The following is a 14,890-nucleotide window of genomic DNA, read 5'->3' as shown; positions in this document are numbered from 1 at the left end:
TCGTTGTACGCAGATACTACAAGTATAGTGCTTATCTAGAAGGACAAACTGTCTAAGAACTGACAAGTGAAATGAACTAAAAAGCGCTCCAAAAATGGGAGCGCTTTAGCGTTACATTGAGATTCTTAATGGCTTACAGGTTATCTAAACGAATGTGACTGTTCTTTAAATCATCAGTCGTTAGACCTTTACCACCATTGTAATTATTTAGGTAACGAACCAGCTCACTGATTGCATTGATAGATGCCAGAAGATCGCCAGTATGCGCAGATTCAGATGACGTATGCATGTTACGGATCGGGTAACCAATCGTTAGAGAGGCACTATCAACACCAGCGAGCGCTGCTGCCATGCCATCTGTACCCATGTCACGACCGGAGAAATCAAGCTGATAAGGTATTTCTTGATCACGACATACCATCTCTAGTGTTTGAACTAGAAATTCTGACGCTACAGAGCCGCGTCCAATTGTGAACCCCTCACCCATCTTCAGTGGATTCATATTACGGGCACCAATACCCGGTGCTGCTTCGTAGTCGTGGTTTACATCTGTTGCGATAAGAATGTCAGGTTTCATTTCTCCCACAACCTGAGTCGAACCAAAGCGACCAATTTCTTCGTGCGTCGCAATGGTGTAAAGTACACGGATGTTGTCTAGGTTTTCTTTCGCTAGCTGACGGGCAATCTCTACAACTGAGAAACAACCAAGGCCGTTGTCTAAGTAAGCACCGAAGAAGGTATCTTCCGCAACACCGCGCTTGATCGGGCGATCAAGCAAGATTGGGTCACCCGCACGTAAACCTAATGCTTCTACCTGTTGTTTGCGCTCTTCACCGTGCATGTGCAGTTCTAGGTACAGTGCTTCTGGTTTGATGCCCTGCTCACCTGTACGTTGAGAAGGCGTTGAGAAGTGAATCGCTCCCAATGCTTCTACCGTACAGCCAGAGATAGATTTGTATGAGCCTGGATTTTTAGGATCTTGGCAGAAGACCTTAACTTCGTGACCAATTAGTGTCGTTGGTAGGAATGAATCCGTATTGATCCATACCTTGCCATCGTTGTCGATCTTGCGAACCTGCATACGAATCTTATCGGCGTGACCAACAATCATGACACTGGTTAGATCATCACGGCCAGGGTGAGAATCAAAAACCACACTCGCATTACCTTTGAATTGGTGCATAGCCCAGCTTTGTGGCATAAATGACTCAATCTCTGGCTTTATCACACCATAGCTCATCGCCGCTTCGAATCCGATTGGAGAAGGTGCAGATAATACTTTAGACATAAACTCGAACTGCTTTTGTGGCATTGGTTCTGTCCATGTTTTCTCGATAAGAGTGCGTTTGTTTTCTGTGCTCATCATAATTCTCATCATTAAAAAATGCCTAACGGTAAACTAATCGCTGCTATCAATGAGTTCAAGGCATTTACCTGATCGTTTGTGGAAAGATTGATCTCATAACGCTATAGCGTAGCAATAAACAAGATTCGTCACTTGCCCACATTCGTAAACTGAGCATATCTTTGTGATTTTGATACACTTATACCCATAGCTGCCTACCCAGGGATTAACCTTGCAAACAAACCAGACCCTCACTTTTGCTACGGCAAACCTATTTAACTTTGTTGCTCCACCCGACGCTTTTTATGATTTTGAAAACATATACGAAGCTGAAGCATGGACAGAAAAGTGTCGCTGGACGAAAGAAAAGTTCGCTGAGCTCAATGCCGATATTGTAGGGTTGCAGGAAGTCTTTAGTATCGAAGCTGCAAAATCGATGATGGCGGAGATCGGTTATGCTCATTTTGCCGCTGTTGATACCCCTCATGTCGAGGATGATTATATTTTCTCAAAGCCGGTCGTCGCTATTGCATCCCGCTACCCTATCACACAATGTGAAACCGCAACCGAAGTCGTATCGCTAGTCGAGAACTATCACACTACCTTTCCCGGCTTTAGTCGCAAACCGATTAAGGCAACTATAGACGTTCCAAACATCGGAGAAGTTGCCGTTTATGTTTGCCATTTAAAATCACAAAGAGCAGCAGAGGGCAAAGATAAAGACTTGGAGCACCCACTATTAGGTCGCTGGCTCTCAAGTCAACAACGTGGTTGGGAAGCCGTCATGCTACGGTTATTTATGGAGCAGGAATATCAAAGACACCCTATTCCAACCTTATTGATGGGTGATATGAATCAGGGGCTAGAAAGTTCGATCACTGGCCAGTTAACACAAAACCTTAGTGATGAATCTCGACTAACGTTGGAGGATAGTTGGTCTATCTACACATCAAGAAATACCGATACGAAACGTACACCGACCCACTATCACTTTTCGAAAGGGAATGTGCTCGATTACATATTAATGTCGCAAGAATTCCAACCAGATTCACAATATTCATTGGCTGATGTAATCCACTATCAAGTTATTGACCAACACCTCGTCAACCCGATATTTGAGAAAGATAAACAGGCTAGCGACCATGCTTTTGTCGCGGTTACCGTCAACTTCATACTTTGACAATCGATGAACACTTTTTCGTGAAAGTAGCTTTAAAGAGCAAGTGATTTCTGTTGTTATAGTCAAATAAGCTCATGACAATTAAAAGGAATTACGTCGATGAAAGCGAAGCTCTCTACTTTATCTATTTTGGTTCTATCCTCGTTTTCAGCTCATTCATATGCTGAACAGTGTGGAGAGTTCACTATTGCTGATATGAACTGGAACTCTGCCAGTCTTATTGCACATGTTGACCAATTCATTCTCAATGAAGGTCTAGGATGCGAAGCCGATTTAATACCCGGAGATAGCGTACCAACCGGTACCTCAATGATTGAAAAGGGTCAGCCTGATGTCGCCCCTGAAATGTGGACGAATGGTATCAAGGAAGCGCTTGATAAAGGTATTAGTGAAAAACGTTTACGCCTTGCTGGTAAATCATTAGTAAATGGTGGTGAAGAAGGTTTCTGGGTACCGGATTATCTAGTTGAACAGTATCCAGAGATGAAAACCATCGAGGGTGTGGCTAAACACGCAAACCTATTTGAGCACCCAGAAGACGATGAGATGTTCGCATTCTACGGTTGCCCGGCAGGTTGGACATGCCAAATCACTGCTGGCCACCTTTTTGAGGCATTGAATCTTGAAGAACATAAATTTGAGATGATAGACCCTGGCTCAGGTGCAGCGCTGGCAGGAACCATAGCTAAAGCTTACGAACGTAAAAAACCCTGGTTTGGATACTATTGGTCTCCAACACCAGTACTTGGTAAGTACAATATGGTGAAGGTCGATTTTGAAAGTGGTACTGACATAGCAGAGTTCCAAAACTGTACAACACAGCCAGAGTGCGAGAATCCACAAGTCACTATGTACCCATCGGCACCAGTCTATACCCTAACTACAGAAGAGTTTGCGCAAAGAGAGCCAACGGCATATCAATACTTTGAAAGCCGTGGATTCACTAATCAACAAATGAGTGAACTGTTGGCTTGGATGGAAGACGAACAAGCGGATGCAGAAGAAGCAATGTACTACTTCTTTGAAAACTATGAAGACGTTTGGAAATCTTGGGTATCCCAAGATATTGCAATGAAAGTTCAAAATGCATTATAGCTAGAAGCCAGCATTAGGTGATAAAAATTGAAATGGATACGTATGTCAAATATCACACACGTATCCATATTTAACAAATTAGCTATTTAGGCCTTTTGGCTGTCGTTTACTGCCTGTAAGTTTTCATTGATTTTAAATACAACAATCATTAATTCACACCAGATTCTCGCACCGATTGCGCCACCTAAAATAGTCGCTAAACCGGTTAAAAACGTTGAGAATGTAAATCCAGAATATCCACTGAACATAGTAATGATACCTGCAATTACCGCGACTACTAACATTAACCAATACAGTGCAGTTACAAGTTTTGGTGTTAGCATTGAATTAAAAAAAAGTACGTTTTTCATATTTTCCTCCATTGAAGATTGTAAAAGTTAGCATTAAAAAATCATATTAAACTGTAAGTAAGGTCCCCATCGGAGATCCGCACGTTCGTTTGCGATCATCAACTTGTCGTTAGATGTCTCCCTGAGTAAGTCTGTCGGCGCCGTCCAGTCAAACTGAGCCTTCAAACCACCTTGAATCGAATATCCAGCTCCCCAAGCTTGTCTCCAACGGCGCTGATGAATATATCCAAGATCGAGAGTGCCTGATAACGCAAGCGTATAGTCACCAAAGATCTTGCGGTCGTCGCCATTTCTAGCTTGAGCTTTGGCTTTATCTGAGAAATCGAGGTGAGCTACACCAATACCAAAATGTGGTAAAGCGTAAAAACCTTGGTAGTCCAGCTCATAACGTGCCGCATAAGCCGCAGCATCACGACCTATAACAAACATGTAATTGGTTTGCTCATAGTCTTCATCAAATGCGACACCCTCGATACCACGGGATGATTCAAGCCCTAAAGTTGAAGGTAAGGAGTAGTTCGTGTAATTAAAACCGATATATTGGCCACGTTCGCTAAACAAAAGAGTACCAATACTCATATATTTAGACTCAAAGTCTTGAGAGAATTTACACTGGCCTTCTATACAATATTGTGGCTTTTTAGATTTATATGTCGCAGTACCATTGGTTTTATTCCAGTCAAATGTCAGGCGTAAAGTATCAGCCCCCTTAAAGAAGCCATTAAAGTCCACTAGGCCTGTCAAAATATCAACCGAACCATCAGGTGCGTCCGAATCTTCCAGTGCCGTCGTTAAATACTTAACGCTGAGTTGTGTATCTTTAATTCGACCTTGGACGTACAGAGAGTGCATAAGCGAATTGTCAATGGAGTAGCGAGTACTGATATCGTCTCCCACCGACTGCCAAGACTCCCAGCTATTATATTGCAACCCATATCCTCCCATGAACTCAGCGACTGTGGCGGTATCATTATCGTTCACATATGTTTCTACTTTGGTCATCTCAGAGCGATCAACAGCGTACGTAAACCATGTATCACTGTCGGCTGATTTAGCTGTAAGAGTGTAAACACCATGGTCATGAAAGACTTCTACGTTAGCCCCCCAGTTTTGTTCGTCACCATTTGTTATCACTCGATATGAACTGCGGTCATCAGAAAATTCATAAAGGTTTACACCACGGTTGAATACATTGACAAATTCATAGAGAGCCACTGCACCAGTCTTTCGATTCACAGGGTAAACAGCCAGCACATCGCGGAGATCCGAACGGGAGTGCAATAAAGTGTGCGCTGTTGTCCACTTATCTTCAGCCTCATTTTCAAGCGCATATAGCGTTGTATAAGCAACCACCCTTTGCTCAATATCAACCAATGCGATAGCCAATGTCCCAGCTAGGTTATTATTAACTTCAGCAATGGTGGCATCGAAAGGTAACGGTATCGTTTTAGTATCAGAAGCATTGTGAATTTCAATCTCTTCCGAGTTCACACATATCAAACGCCCATCAATCGAAATACCGGTCGCGAGTGCTTTGTCACAAAGTCGCCCACGATGGACTCTCTTTGTGCTGTGTCGATTGTTGGCAAAATGATACTCATAACGAGTCCAACTTTTGCTGCCGTCACTCTTACGATAGCTTTGTTCAACGACTCCATAGCTTCGGTCTTGATATCGAGCCGATGCAATTAATTTTGCGTCTGTGCCGTACGAAAACGAACCGTTCCCTAGATTAAGGTGGCTACAGTTCTCTCCTGAACAATCCTTTTCTTTAAAAAAGCGAGCTTGTGGTGCCTTCTTATTATTTCTAAATTCCTGTTCAGAGTATGAAGTTTCAAGCTTCGGTGATATTTCATATTGCTCTGCGCACACAGAGACGGCTGCAATTAAAGCAGCAATGCCAATTAGTAATTTCATTTTTTATGTATGTAGTAGTGTTAGGTATGCGTTAGAAATGCACTCGTGTGGGCGCCTTAGTTTCTGCTTTTGGTTGAGCATTACTCTTTGGTTTAGATACTGCTGAGCGAGCAGGTGCCGGAGCGACAATTTTTCGTGCAATAGCATGCTTACCAACGTCATCTACTGAGCCACTAACCAAGGTTACATAAGTCAATTTAGGTAGAATTCGCGACGCTTTAACCCGTGCGACCTTGATTTCATTTACACCTAATGATTCCTTGGTTACTGGATCAATAATGGCTTCACCCATCTTAAAAATATCGAAATGTTGACCGCTACGAACATTGTCACTACCTGAGTTCAGTACCAAGCTATTGTCATCATTCTTAATTAAGACATAGGGATAAATATTCTCTTTAAGTTGATCAAAAACTTTATTAGCCGAAATATTGAGCAGTAACGAAAGGTTGTTTCGGCTTGACGTTGTTGGGATTGTGGCACTCCATTTAATCTGCTCATTAACGCGATCAATCAACTTATATTCAAGTAACACTCTGGAAGAATACGTTGTTGTAATATCTTCGATATACTCCCCCGTCAGAGCAACGGTGCGAGACTTATCTGTGACGTTTTTTCTGGTTTGCGCCTCTATTACCCTACCCTCTAAAACATAGTCTAGATTGGGACTATCTAAATCAGTTAAAACGTTAAACTTTCTATCTTTAACAAAATTAGCTTCTAACTCTCGAGTAATTGTTGCAGCGTGACTCCCGGTAAAGGGCTTAACCGCAATGGTTCTACGCTCACTGTTCAATTGCTTTAGCTTCTGCTGCCTTTCATAGCCTTTAGGGACAGATACATTCACTTGCAAACGAACACGGCACTCCCCTGCGCTGCATTTCTCACTAAGTATTCGATAGGTAGCACGACCAGCTGTTGTCACCGTCTCACCACTTTTACTCTGCTGGCTATAATTCGAGCCTGAATTAGAATCTCGAGCATAGCTCGAGTCAGTTGAACGCTGGCTTTCAACTGACACGCCCTTGACCTGTTCGATTGAGCGTCGAACCGCAATATCGATCGCTTCTTGAATACTAGGGCCTGTACCTACGTTCTCGACAGTCACAGTGTCAGCAAATACTGGCACTGTAACTAAGCCCAAGAGCGCAATACTCAAGTACTTTTTAATATGGTTCAAATCACTGCTCCCAATTAAAAATCAGCAAAATTGAAGAACGATTCCGATTCAAAGCTCTCTGAGGCGCCTTCGGTTGTAGAAGGGGCATCAACCGCTTGAGTTTGTCTATGCACTTCAGATTCATGTACACCTCGCTGTAGCGCTATAGACTCTCGAACTTTCGTTGGATGCCACACTAAAACGACACCAGACACCTCTTGTCCAGTTGTAGGGTGTTGCTCACGCCATTTATGCTCAACACTCACACCAGTCAATCCTTTCAACGATGCGGTCATACTCGAACTATTCTCAACCATGGTGCGAATATTATTTTGTACCGATGTTGTACTCGTTGATGTAGTACCAGGGCCAACTAACGTTGTTGTTCTATCTTGGGAGCGTACTTTGGCTTGAATATCTTGCTTGGCATAGTCGCCACTTAGATTGTAAGACGCTGCCAGCGCACTCCAGGCATCAGATTCAGCAAACTCACTTGCTGCGCGACGTTCATAATAGCGTTCATCTGGATCTGCAGAGTAAGGAACGCCAGCTTGTCCATACGCGACGAGCATAGGGTAGCCTTTCTCATCGTAGCGAAGATGAACGCCTTTATTCAGGAACTTATTAGGTTCATTTGCAATAGCTTGACTTACATTCGCATAGCGAGCATCAGCTCGTTCAGGAGTCGGTTTAACTTGTCCTTCAGATTCAATCAAATCAACAACGTGGTCTCTGCGCGTATTCGAAAGCACCATCACAACACCGACGGTTCCTCGACCACTACTATCATATGATTCGAAGGTTTTAGTCACAAACAGACCTGATAGATCACCGTAAGCACGTGAGATCGTACGAGTTTCGAAGTAATCTCTCATCAAGTTTTGCTGTTTTTGTGGCGGTGCTGATCGGAATTCAGCTGAAGGAATTCCCATATCATCCAGTTGAGACATCATTGCACCGTCAACCAGTGCTATTGCTTTGTCCATCAGCTGACCAAATTTGGTCGGTGATTGGAAATCGCTTGCACTAGGTTCTTCTAAACCTCGAACCCTAAAGAACTCTTGTACCGTCTCTGTCGCAAAATCTCGATTTAGAGTCGTTAAGTATTCCTCGCGCGCTTTTGCCACCGCTTCATTTAATGCCAGTCCACGATAGACTGCCCACTCAGCGTTGTCCTGCGTGACTGGAATCATGGCTACACCAGAGTAGAATTTAAACTGATTGGCTAAGTTTGCTCTTGTGAGCTGCTGCTGCTGAGCTGAAATAAAACGAGTAATATTTCCCTCAACTTCATCAATAGGCTCACGCACGTTAGTGACAATTTGATCAGCTGATTGAGTGGAGTTTTCAACCTTTTCTGCCACACCTACTGAATCACTGGCCAATGCGTGACTTGAAACACCACCAATAAGCAATATGGACAAAGTAACCTTATTAAAGACCGAGTTTATTTTACTGTTCATTACCATGTTACCGTGTTTCCATCAGCAATCTTTCCTACAACTTCTTCACCTTCCCAATATGCGATCCCGGTTTTAAGATCTGTCAATGAAAGTTGGAAATAGTAATCAATGCGTGTATCACCACGGTTTACGGTATTGTTTCGCTGTACGATTTTTCCAGTTAGGCTGAAATCAGGAGCAATAACGGTTGCGCCACTATTCACTGTCGATTGGTCTACCATGCCAGAGTCGACAAGGTCACGGAAGTTACGTGTCGAGTCATCTTCACCAAAAGCAGTCGTCATAGCAAACTTACCAGAGCGCAACATCTTGACTCGTAATCCGCGGGTAAGCTGGTCAGTGTCGATACGTTGCATCGTATCGTTTTCAATCGCACCAACATAAATGATGTTTCGAGAACCATCCGGACGATCGAAGCCAGGAGCAATTAATAGGTCACTAACCAAAGCATCACTTGCCGCATAGAAATCAGCATATGACAAACCTGCACTGATATTCGAAGTTCGGTCTGTGGCGTCGATATAGGCTGTTGGAGTCGAACAACCCACTAAAACGATTGTCGTAGATAACGCGAATGTCGCAAGGATCTTATTCATAATGTTGTATTCCCTTATAGATTGATAACTTTAACAAGAGGTGTTGTTTGGTCAGTTGCTGCTTTCACAAACAAGATGTGTTGATTAGAGTTAGGGTCAAGCTCAATCACCTTGCTGTATGAACCCAAATCCAAATTGACGGTGTTTCCGTCCCTTTCTAACTGAGCAGTTTGAAACTGACTTGGAAGAGCACTAAAGCTACGAATATCAGCTGATGTCGTTGCCGCAGCAAACAAAGCCGCACCTAACCCTGCCCATTCGTTGTACTCATCTAGCATCATCTGAGCGGCGACTTTGGTCGCTGCACGAATCATTTCGTGGGTTAAGATAATTGGAAAGTCTTTATCAAACTCAGAGGCAATGATCCGATCCATGTCCGCTACAGTTTCTGTCTGTTGGCCATTTGCTGTAATAGAAGAATATGCGACACCACGTTCTTTTAATCTTGGCAACGCAATACCTGTATAACTGACACGATCACTAAACAAGAACATAGGAATATCAATTCTGCGTTCTTCCTTGATCATCGATTGACCATTAGAGAAAACAACCCATACCTTATTATCTCGAGCAGACAAATCACCACCAGATAATCTTTTTGCTAACTCAAGATCACGCTCAACCATTTGTGAGCCAGTGATTTGGTAAACACGTTCAAATGCATCTACCGCTTGGTCAAAATCAGATTTTGAATTTCCATTGATAAGATAGTTCAACCCATAAGTATAGGTGGTGAAAGGGTTAATATAGCCCTCATATGGTTGCCAGCGTCCCATCTGAAATCCCGCTCTTTGCAAGGCCATATTAGTCTCATCGGATTCGACACTTTTTTGAACGTATTGTGTGAGTTCTGACTCTTTGTATAAATCTTGTTGTTCAGCTATTTGCTTTTCAAAATGCACGACAGCCATGCGCTGGCGTTCTTCGGCTCGGTTCAGTTCAACTCTAGCGTTCGCATAATCGTTCTGTGCTAAAAAGTTCCAAGCTTTGGTTGTATTTAAGAAAACGCGATCATAATAAGTCGGTGTATAGTCAGTGACTGCATCATTTATCAATGTTGCGTTAATGACATCACTAACATTTTTTAACCCATTCTGAGTATCTTGACGACTTAATAGCTCCTCTGTGCTATCCAATATTTCCGTGGAAAGTTCAAAGTTCCCCAAATACGTTTGAGTCACCCCAGCTTGTAACCCCCACAATAGGTCGTTCGTCTTTGGTTGACCTGTTGTAAAGCCTGATTCTTTTAATGAAAATTCAGAGGCGCTTAAATAATCACCACGAGTAACTGACCTATCAAATTCTTTGAGATTATTTCTATGATTGCTTGCTGCACAGCCGGCAATAAACAACGTCAGACCGATAATAATCGCAGTTTGTTTCATTTATATTTCCCTATTCGCACTAACTAAAATAGCATTCCATTAACTACCGGATGGAAATATTAGAACAATTTAGAATAAACAGTCTACTATTTTATTTCAAAATGAATAAATTAAATTAAAACATATAAATACGGCAATAAATTAGTATATAAACAACTAAAAACATAATTAGAAATAATTAGTCAGCCAATAAATTAGCCAATAGAGCAAGCTAATACAATTAAAATAATGAATGATATTTATCAGGCAGATCAATAACTAAACTTACATCAATTATAAAAATAACAATATTTAAGATCACAAAGGAAAGTAACATTGTTATTACTAGTATAATAAGAAATAACAATAGTAGCAGTTACATAGAAAAAGCTATTCATATAGATATGGATTGAGGGTATTTATAAATATAAGAACAGCGAGAACAGATTCTATCACCGATTGCGCCACCTAAAGATGCAGAGTTTGCTGAAGGTGTAACGAAACCCGCTAACAGCATCTGCGATCCCACTTGTTTTCTCAAACCACCATTCGTTGTTGTCTGAGTCATACACAAAGTTAGCTGTAACGGCGATAGTGTGGTTAGGAGTGTTATTGCGATAATCGTGGTATGTCACATTGCTTGGATTACCGAGTGCTTTATAGTGCGCTGCTTGGAGGGTGACTTTCGCTTTGCCACAGAGGCTTCCCCATCCGCATTTTGCCATTTGGAATCCAACCTCAACAGGGTACTTATCGCGCAGAAAAGTGTGCACAATCCTCAGTTTTTGGCGCAGAAAAGTGTAAGCACGGTTTCGTAATTCTGAATAGTGGGCTAATTTCTGTGAGGGAAAGGGTGTTGTGGGAAGGTGATGGAAGCCATGCAAGCTGCCATCACCGACTAGCTTTACGCTTTAATGTATCTTAAAGTGATTGGGTACTGATGCAGGTGAAGCTCATCATATACGATTTCAAATTGAACCGTTTCACCTTCGAGCTCCAGGACTAAAAACTCTCCATTACCTTTATTCTCTACTTTCGAGTTTTTGATTTTGAAGACATCATCTTCCATCTGGATTGAGTTCTTTTTCAAAATCATTGTGGTTGTAGAGGTTGTGTCGTTGCCTCCAAATAGCATTTTATCAAAACCGGCCATGCCAGTAGACATATCAACGGTTGCTTTGTAGGTGCCTTCATAACCGTGGCCGCCACAGCCAGCAAGTACAAGTGCAAAAGCGAGTGCGAAGATTTTTAGTAATTTCATTTTGTGTATATCCATTGTGTTGTTTGGTTTGACTGAAGGTGGGTAGAGTATTCATACCCACCAACATGTCCAACTAGTAGCTGTAGAAGTTCTTTAAGAATGAATCGAGTGATTTATGAGAGCCCTGATGAAAACTTACATTGAGGTTTCCAGCCTGCTTAAGTAGTACAGATTCAAAGCTCTTACCTTCACTGCCGCGATGTATGTACAACATGGATTCATCTTGATTATCTGGATGATTACGAGGGCTCAAGCGCGCATATTCTGCTCCGTGACCTCTATCGAATTTAATGTAGAGCTGGTCAAATGGATTATCTTGTACCAACTCTAAGCGACCCTTCTTGTTTACCTCAACCTCAACCATTTTTGCCTGTGAATCGAGTAGGAGCGCAGCAACCGTTTTAGCGGCATTTTCATTATTAAACTGAGACAGTGAAACCTCTTTTGGTACACCATGAGTGTCTCTTAGTGCATCAACATAGACTGATTGAGCCATACGAATACTGCGGTTTCTTGATTCTGACACACCATTAGTGAATGAATACACACGCTTGGTTTTATTCTGTACTTCTCGCTGAGCATTTGAGAGATTACGTTTTAAGTCATAATCTGTCCCAAAGCGGTTCGTGGCTATGATATTTCGATTGTCTAAGGCTTTCTCTGAGGCTTTTTCATCAAGTAGGTATTTGCCCTGCATTACAATAAGCTCGATCGCTTGCGAACGTTTGCTATTCACGATCGCATCGAGCTCTTTTGATTGCTCGCTCGTTAAGCTTTCTATCGTGGACGAATCTAATCCATTATTGTCTGATTCAGTAGAGCGGTAACAGACCTTATGTTCTTCGTTCCATTCGTACGATGACCATGATTGCCTTCCATTTACACAAGCATCTTTATTGTCAGGACTGTAGAATCGTGCACTCCACATGGTACTTACACGACTAGCATTGTAAGCAATATCGTTGTTTACGATGAACTCAGCAATCGACGCCTTCAAGTTATCGTTGAGGGCTTTCAGGTCGTCCTGTGCTTTCTTTTTCCCTTCAATTGCTGCGTTAAGTGTATCTTGCTCTTTTTGTACGAAGGCATTGCGTTCAGCAATTTTGTCTTCCGCTGTTTTAACTGAATCAAATTCTTCGGTGTATGTAGATTCGATATGCTTAGCAAGTAGCCCTTCTTGACCATACAGAGAGGCATAAAAATCTTTGCGTTTTTCTAGGTCTTCCTGCGTTTTAGTAAGATCTTCAATATATAGGTCAAAGATTTCTTGAGGAATGGTCTCACTTGCGTCGTTAAGTGACGCTTTGTGGTCTTCTATTCGAGATATTAACTTGTCAGGGTATGATAGGTCGTCCGATGTTCTGGTTAAGAACCCATTGTTTCCAAGTAGTCTAAGATTACTAGTCACTTGGTAGTCAAGAATGGTACCTTCTTTAGCATCAAGACGATATACGACAGTTTTGGAGTGGTCGACATCTTTGAAGTTATTAGAAGCAAGTTCTGCGTTAGTAGCGTCACCACATCCTGTTAGAAGTAATAATGTCCCGCACCCAATCAGCGAGGTGGCTTTGAGTCGCTTAAGTTCCATATGTAATGTGTTCCTTTGTGTTTTATTAAGTTTGTTCAGCATCACCTCAGAGGTGGACTATCGTTAACAAAAGTAACCTCTACACTGCTGTGATAAGTAATGAGGTAATTGTTTGACTATAAATAAGCAATTGGCTGCTTTAGCGTTCTTGTTTGTTTTAATAACCTTATAGTCGCTAAACCGGTTAAAAACGTTGAAGTACCTGATAACGCGAGCGTTTAGTCACCAAAGATCTTGCGGTCATCGCCATCTCTGGCTTGAGTTTTGGCTTTATCTGAGAAATCGAGGTGAGCTATACCAATACCAAAATGTGTTAAAGCATAAAAACCTTGGTAGTCCAGCTCATAACGTGCAGCATAAGCCGCAGTATCACGACCTATAACAAACATGTAATTGTTTTGCTCATAGTCTTCATCAAATGCGACACCCTCGATACTACGGGATGATTCAAGCCCTAAAGTTGAAGGTAGTGAGTGATTCTTTTAATGAAAATTCAGAGGCGCTTAAATAATCACCACGAGTAATTGACCTATCAAATTCTTAGAGATTATTTCTATGATTGTTTGCTGCACAGCCGGCAATAAACAACGTCAGACCGATAATAATCGCAGTTTGTTTCATTTATATTTCCCTATTCGCACTAACTAAAATAGCATTCCATTAATTACCGGACGGAAATATTAGAACAATTTAGAATAAACAGTCTACATATTTCTTTTAAAATGAATAAATTAAATCAAAGCAACAAAATAGTGTAATAAATTAATATATTAATAATTAAACATATAATTAAAATCAATCACTAATCCAATCAATTAACCAATACAGAAAGCCAATGCAATTAAAAGAATGTATGATATACAACTAATTGATCGATAAACCATTTAATATCAGCGATAAAAATAACATCATTTGATATCAAAAAACAAATAATATGGTTAATATTAATATGATAACAAGGAGAAATAATTGCAGGCGTAGAGAAAATCTATAGGTATAGATTTAGGGAATTTATAATTACAAGACTAGAGAAAACAGATGCTCGTTGACTAACCTTTAAAAGGTTAGAAAAAATTTTTAGATAACTCGAAATATTTAGCCAATATTGGATCCAGAGTAAAAAGTCCAATGGCCGAAGAGTTTCACGTTGGAAGCGTTCATTGGACTTTTTTAAGTCATTACGTCATCAATACATTGTATTTCCGTTTTTGGTTCCCTCAGGGATTTCTTGTAGAGCATCCCAATGCTCTACAATTTTTCCTTCGTCATCAAAGCGGAAGAAATCCATCGTCACATACTCAATATTATCAGGCCATGTTTGGTGAGTATGAAGCGCAACTAAATTCCCCTCCCCAATCGCTCGCACAAACTCAATGTCCTTTTCTGGGTACTCCGATTGCATACGTTCAAAGTACTCAATAAAAGGCTCAGGCCCATTTCCCACTAATGGATTATGCTGAATGTACTCACCCCCTACGTATTTCTCGACGGCTTCACGAGGCTTTCCGCGATAAGCCATGTCGTAAAATGCAATGGCGTTTTTCTTGTTCGCTTGAATATCTTGACTCATTC

Annotated in this window: 14 protein-coding genes; 2 read left to right on the top strand and 12 right to left on the bottom strand. The window is 41.5% G+C overall.

Features of this window, described 5'->3' with window-relative positions; genetic code table 11:
- Nucleotides 1–133: 133 nt before the first annotated feature.
- Nucleotides 134–1,366 carry a M28 family peptidase gene (locus tag DPF91_RS07780; RefSeq protein WP_241033781.1) on the bottom strand — a complete coding sequence of 411 codons (1,233 nt, stop codon included), beginning with the start codon at nucleotides 1,364–1,366 and terminating at the stop codon, nucleotides 134–136.
- 211 nt (nucleotides 1,367–1,577) lie between these two features.
- Between DPF91_RS07780 and DPF91_RS07775 the strand changes: the two genes are divergently transcribed.
- Together DPF91_RS07775 and DPF91_RS07770 are read left to right on the top strand one after the other, a co-directional pair.
- The gene (locus DPF91_RS07775) at nucleotides 1,578–2,525 is read left to right on the top strand and encodes an endonuclease/exonuclease/phosphatase family protein (protein ID WP_117233855.1); all 948 of its coding nucleotides are present in this window, start codon (nucleotides 1,578–1,580) and stop codon (nucleotides 2,523–2,525) included.
- A gap of 99 nt (nucleotides 2,526–2,624) precedes the next feature.
- Nucleotides 2,625–3,620: an ABC transporter substrate-binding protein gene (locus tag DPF91_RS07770; RefSeq protein WP_117233854.1), complete on the top strand. Its 996-nt coding sequence runs from the start codon at nucleotides 2,625–2,627 to the stop codon at nucleotides 3,618–3,620.
- Between the two features lie 86 nt (nucleotides 3,621–3,706).
- On the opposite strand, the gene DPF91_RS07765 is transcribed toward DPF91_RS07770, so the two are convergent.
- The 11 genes from DPF91_RS07765 to DPF91_RS07720 all read right to left on the bottom strand — a co-directional run bounded on the left by DPF91_RS07765 (nucleotide 3,707) and on the right by DPF91_RS07720 (nucleotide 14,888).
- On the bottom strand, nucleotides 3,707–3,970 hold the full coding sequence (locus tag DPF91_RS07765; protein WP_117233853.1) for a DUF4282 domain-containing protein: 264 nt from the start codon (nucleotides 3,968–3,970) through the stop codon (nucleotides 3,707–3,709).
- A 33-nt stretch (nucleotides 3,971–4,003) separates the two neighbouring features.
- On the bottom strand, nucleotides 4,004–5,887 hold the full coding sequence (locus DPF91_RS07760) for a hypothetical protein (RefSeq protein ID WP_117233852.1): 1,884 nt from the start codon (nucleotides 5,885–5,887) through the stop codon (nucleotides 4,004–4,006).
- Nucleotides 5,888–5,918: 31 nt separating this feature from the next.
- Nucleotides 5,919–7,067, bottom strand: a complete 1,149-nt coding sequence (locus tag DPF91_RS07755) for a hypothetical protein (protein ID WP_117233851.1) — start codon at nucleotides 7,065–7,067, stop codon at nucleotides 5,919–5,921.
- Nucleotides 7,068–7,081: 14 nt separating this feature from the next.
- Nucleotides 7,082–8,509 (bottom strand): DUF6844 domain-containing protein, encoded by a 1,428-nt coding sequence (locus DPF91_RS07750; RefSeq protein ID WP_123766755.1) that lies wholly within the window; start codon nucleotides 8,507–8,509, stop codon nucleotides 7,082–7,084.
- The gene (gene lpoB, locus DPF91_RS07745) at nucleotides 8,509–9,105 is read right to left on the bottom strand and encodes a penicillin-binding protein activator LpoB (protein WP_117233849.1); all 597 of its coding nucleotides are present in this window, start codon (nucleotides 9,103–9,105) and stop codon (nucleotides 8,509–8,511) included. The genes DPF91_RS07750 and lpoB overlap by 1 nt, the downstream gene beginning before the upstream one ends.
- Before the next feature lie 14 nt (nucleotides 9,106–9,119).
- Nucleotides 9,120–10,490 carry a COG3014 family protein gene (locus DPF91_RS07740; RefSeq protein ID WP_117233848.1) on the bottom strand — a complete coding sequence of 457 codons (1,371 nt, stop codon included), beginning with the start codon at nucleotides 10,488–10,490 and terminating at the stop codon, nucleotides 9,120–9,122.
- A 431-nt stretch (nucleotides 10,491–10,921) separates the two neighbouring features.
- A complete protein-coding gene (locus tag DPF91_RS07735; RefSeq protein ID WP_123766754.1) occupies nucleotides 10,922–11,242 on the bottom strand; it encodes a hypothetical protein in 321 nt (106 codons plus the stop codon).
- Nucleotides 11,243–11,373: 131 nt separating this feature from the next.
- Nucleotides 11,374–11,730 (bottom strand): hypothetical protein, encoded by a 357-nt coding sequence (locus DPF91_RS07730; RefSeq protein WP_117233846.1) that lies wholly within the window; start codon nucleotides 11,728–11,730, stop codon nucleotides 11,374–11,376.
- A gap of 73 nt (nucleotides 11,731–11,803) precedes the next feature.
- A complete protein-coding gene (locus tag DPF91_RS07725; RefSeq protein ID WP_117233845.1) occupies nucleotides 11,804–13,318 on the bottom strand; it encodes a hypothetical protein in 1,515 nt (504 codons plus the stop codon).
- Between the two features lie 218 nt (nucleotides 13,319–13,536).
- Nucleotides 13,537–13,707, bottom strand: coding sequence for a hypothetical protein (locus DPF91_RS22035; protein ID WP_164684075.1), 171 nt, complete (start codon nucleotides 13,705–13,707; stop codon nucleotides 13,537–13,539).
- A gap of 797 nt (nucleotides 13,708–14,504) precedes the next feature.
- Nucleotides 14,505–14,888, bottom strand: a complete 384-nt coding sequence (locus DPF91_RS07720) for a nuclear transport factor 2 family protein (protein ID WP_117233844.1) — start codon at nucleotides 14,886–14,888, stop codon at nucleotides 14,505–14,507.
- Nucleotides 14,889–14,890: the final 2 nt, after the last annotated feature.

Source organism: Vibrio maerlii (assembly GCF_003415655.1).
GTDB classification, from domain to species: Bacteria; Pseudomonadota; Gammaproteobacteria; order Enterobacterales; family Vibrionaceae; genus Vibrio; species Vibrio maerlii.
This window is presented reverse-complemented; position numbering and strand designations above follow the sequence as displayed.

Bases quoted from the DNA above. Each gene is read 5' to 3' on its own strand.
- DPF91_RS07780 (WP_241033781.1), bottom strand. From the start codon at position 1,366: ATGATGAGCACAGAAAACAAACGCACTCTTATCGAGAAAACATGGACA.
- DPF91_RS07770 (WP_117233854.1), top strand. From the start codon at position 2,625: ATGAAAGCGAAGCTCTCTACTTTATCTATTTTGGTTCTATCCTCGTTT.
- DPF91_RS07765 (WP_117233853.1), bottom strand. From the start codon at position 3,970: ATGAAAAACGTACTTTTTTTTAATTCAATGCTAACACCAAAACTTGTA.
- DPF91_RS07760 (WP_117233852.1), bottom strand. From the start codon at position 5,887: ATGAAATTACTAATTGGCATTGCTGCTTTAATTGCAGCCGTCTCTGTG.
- DPF91_RS07750 (WP_123766755.1), bottom strand. From the start codon at position 8,509: ATGAACAGTAAAATAAACTCGGTCTTTAATAAGGTTACTTTGTCCATA.
- lpoB (WP_117233849.1), bottom strand. From the start codon at position 9,105: ATGAATAAGATCCTTGCGACATTCGCGTTATCTACGACAATCGTTTTA.
- DPF91_RS07740 (WP_117233848.1), bottom strand. From the start codon at position 10,490: ATGAAACAAACTGCGATTATTATCGGTCTGACGTTGTTTATTGCCGGC.
- DPF91_RS07730 (WP_117233846.1), bottom strand. From the start codon at position 11,730: ATGAAATTACTAAAAATCTTCGCACTCGCTTTTGCACTTGTACTTGCT.
- DPF91_RS07725 (WP_117233845.1), bottom strand. From the start codon at position 13,318: ATGGAACTTAAGCGACTCAAAGCCACCTCGCTGATTGGGTGCGGGACA.
- DPF91_RS22035 (WP_164684075.1), bottom strand. From the start codon at position 13,707: ATGTTTGTTATAGGTCGTGATACTGCGGCTTATGCTGCACGTTATGAG.
- DPF91_RS07720 (WP_117233844.1), bottom strand. From the start codon at position 14,888: ATGAGTCAAGATATTCAAGCGAACAAGAAAAACGCCATTGCATTTTAC.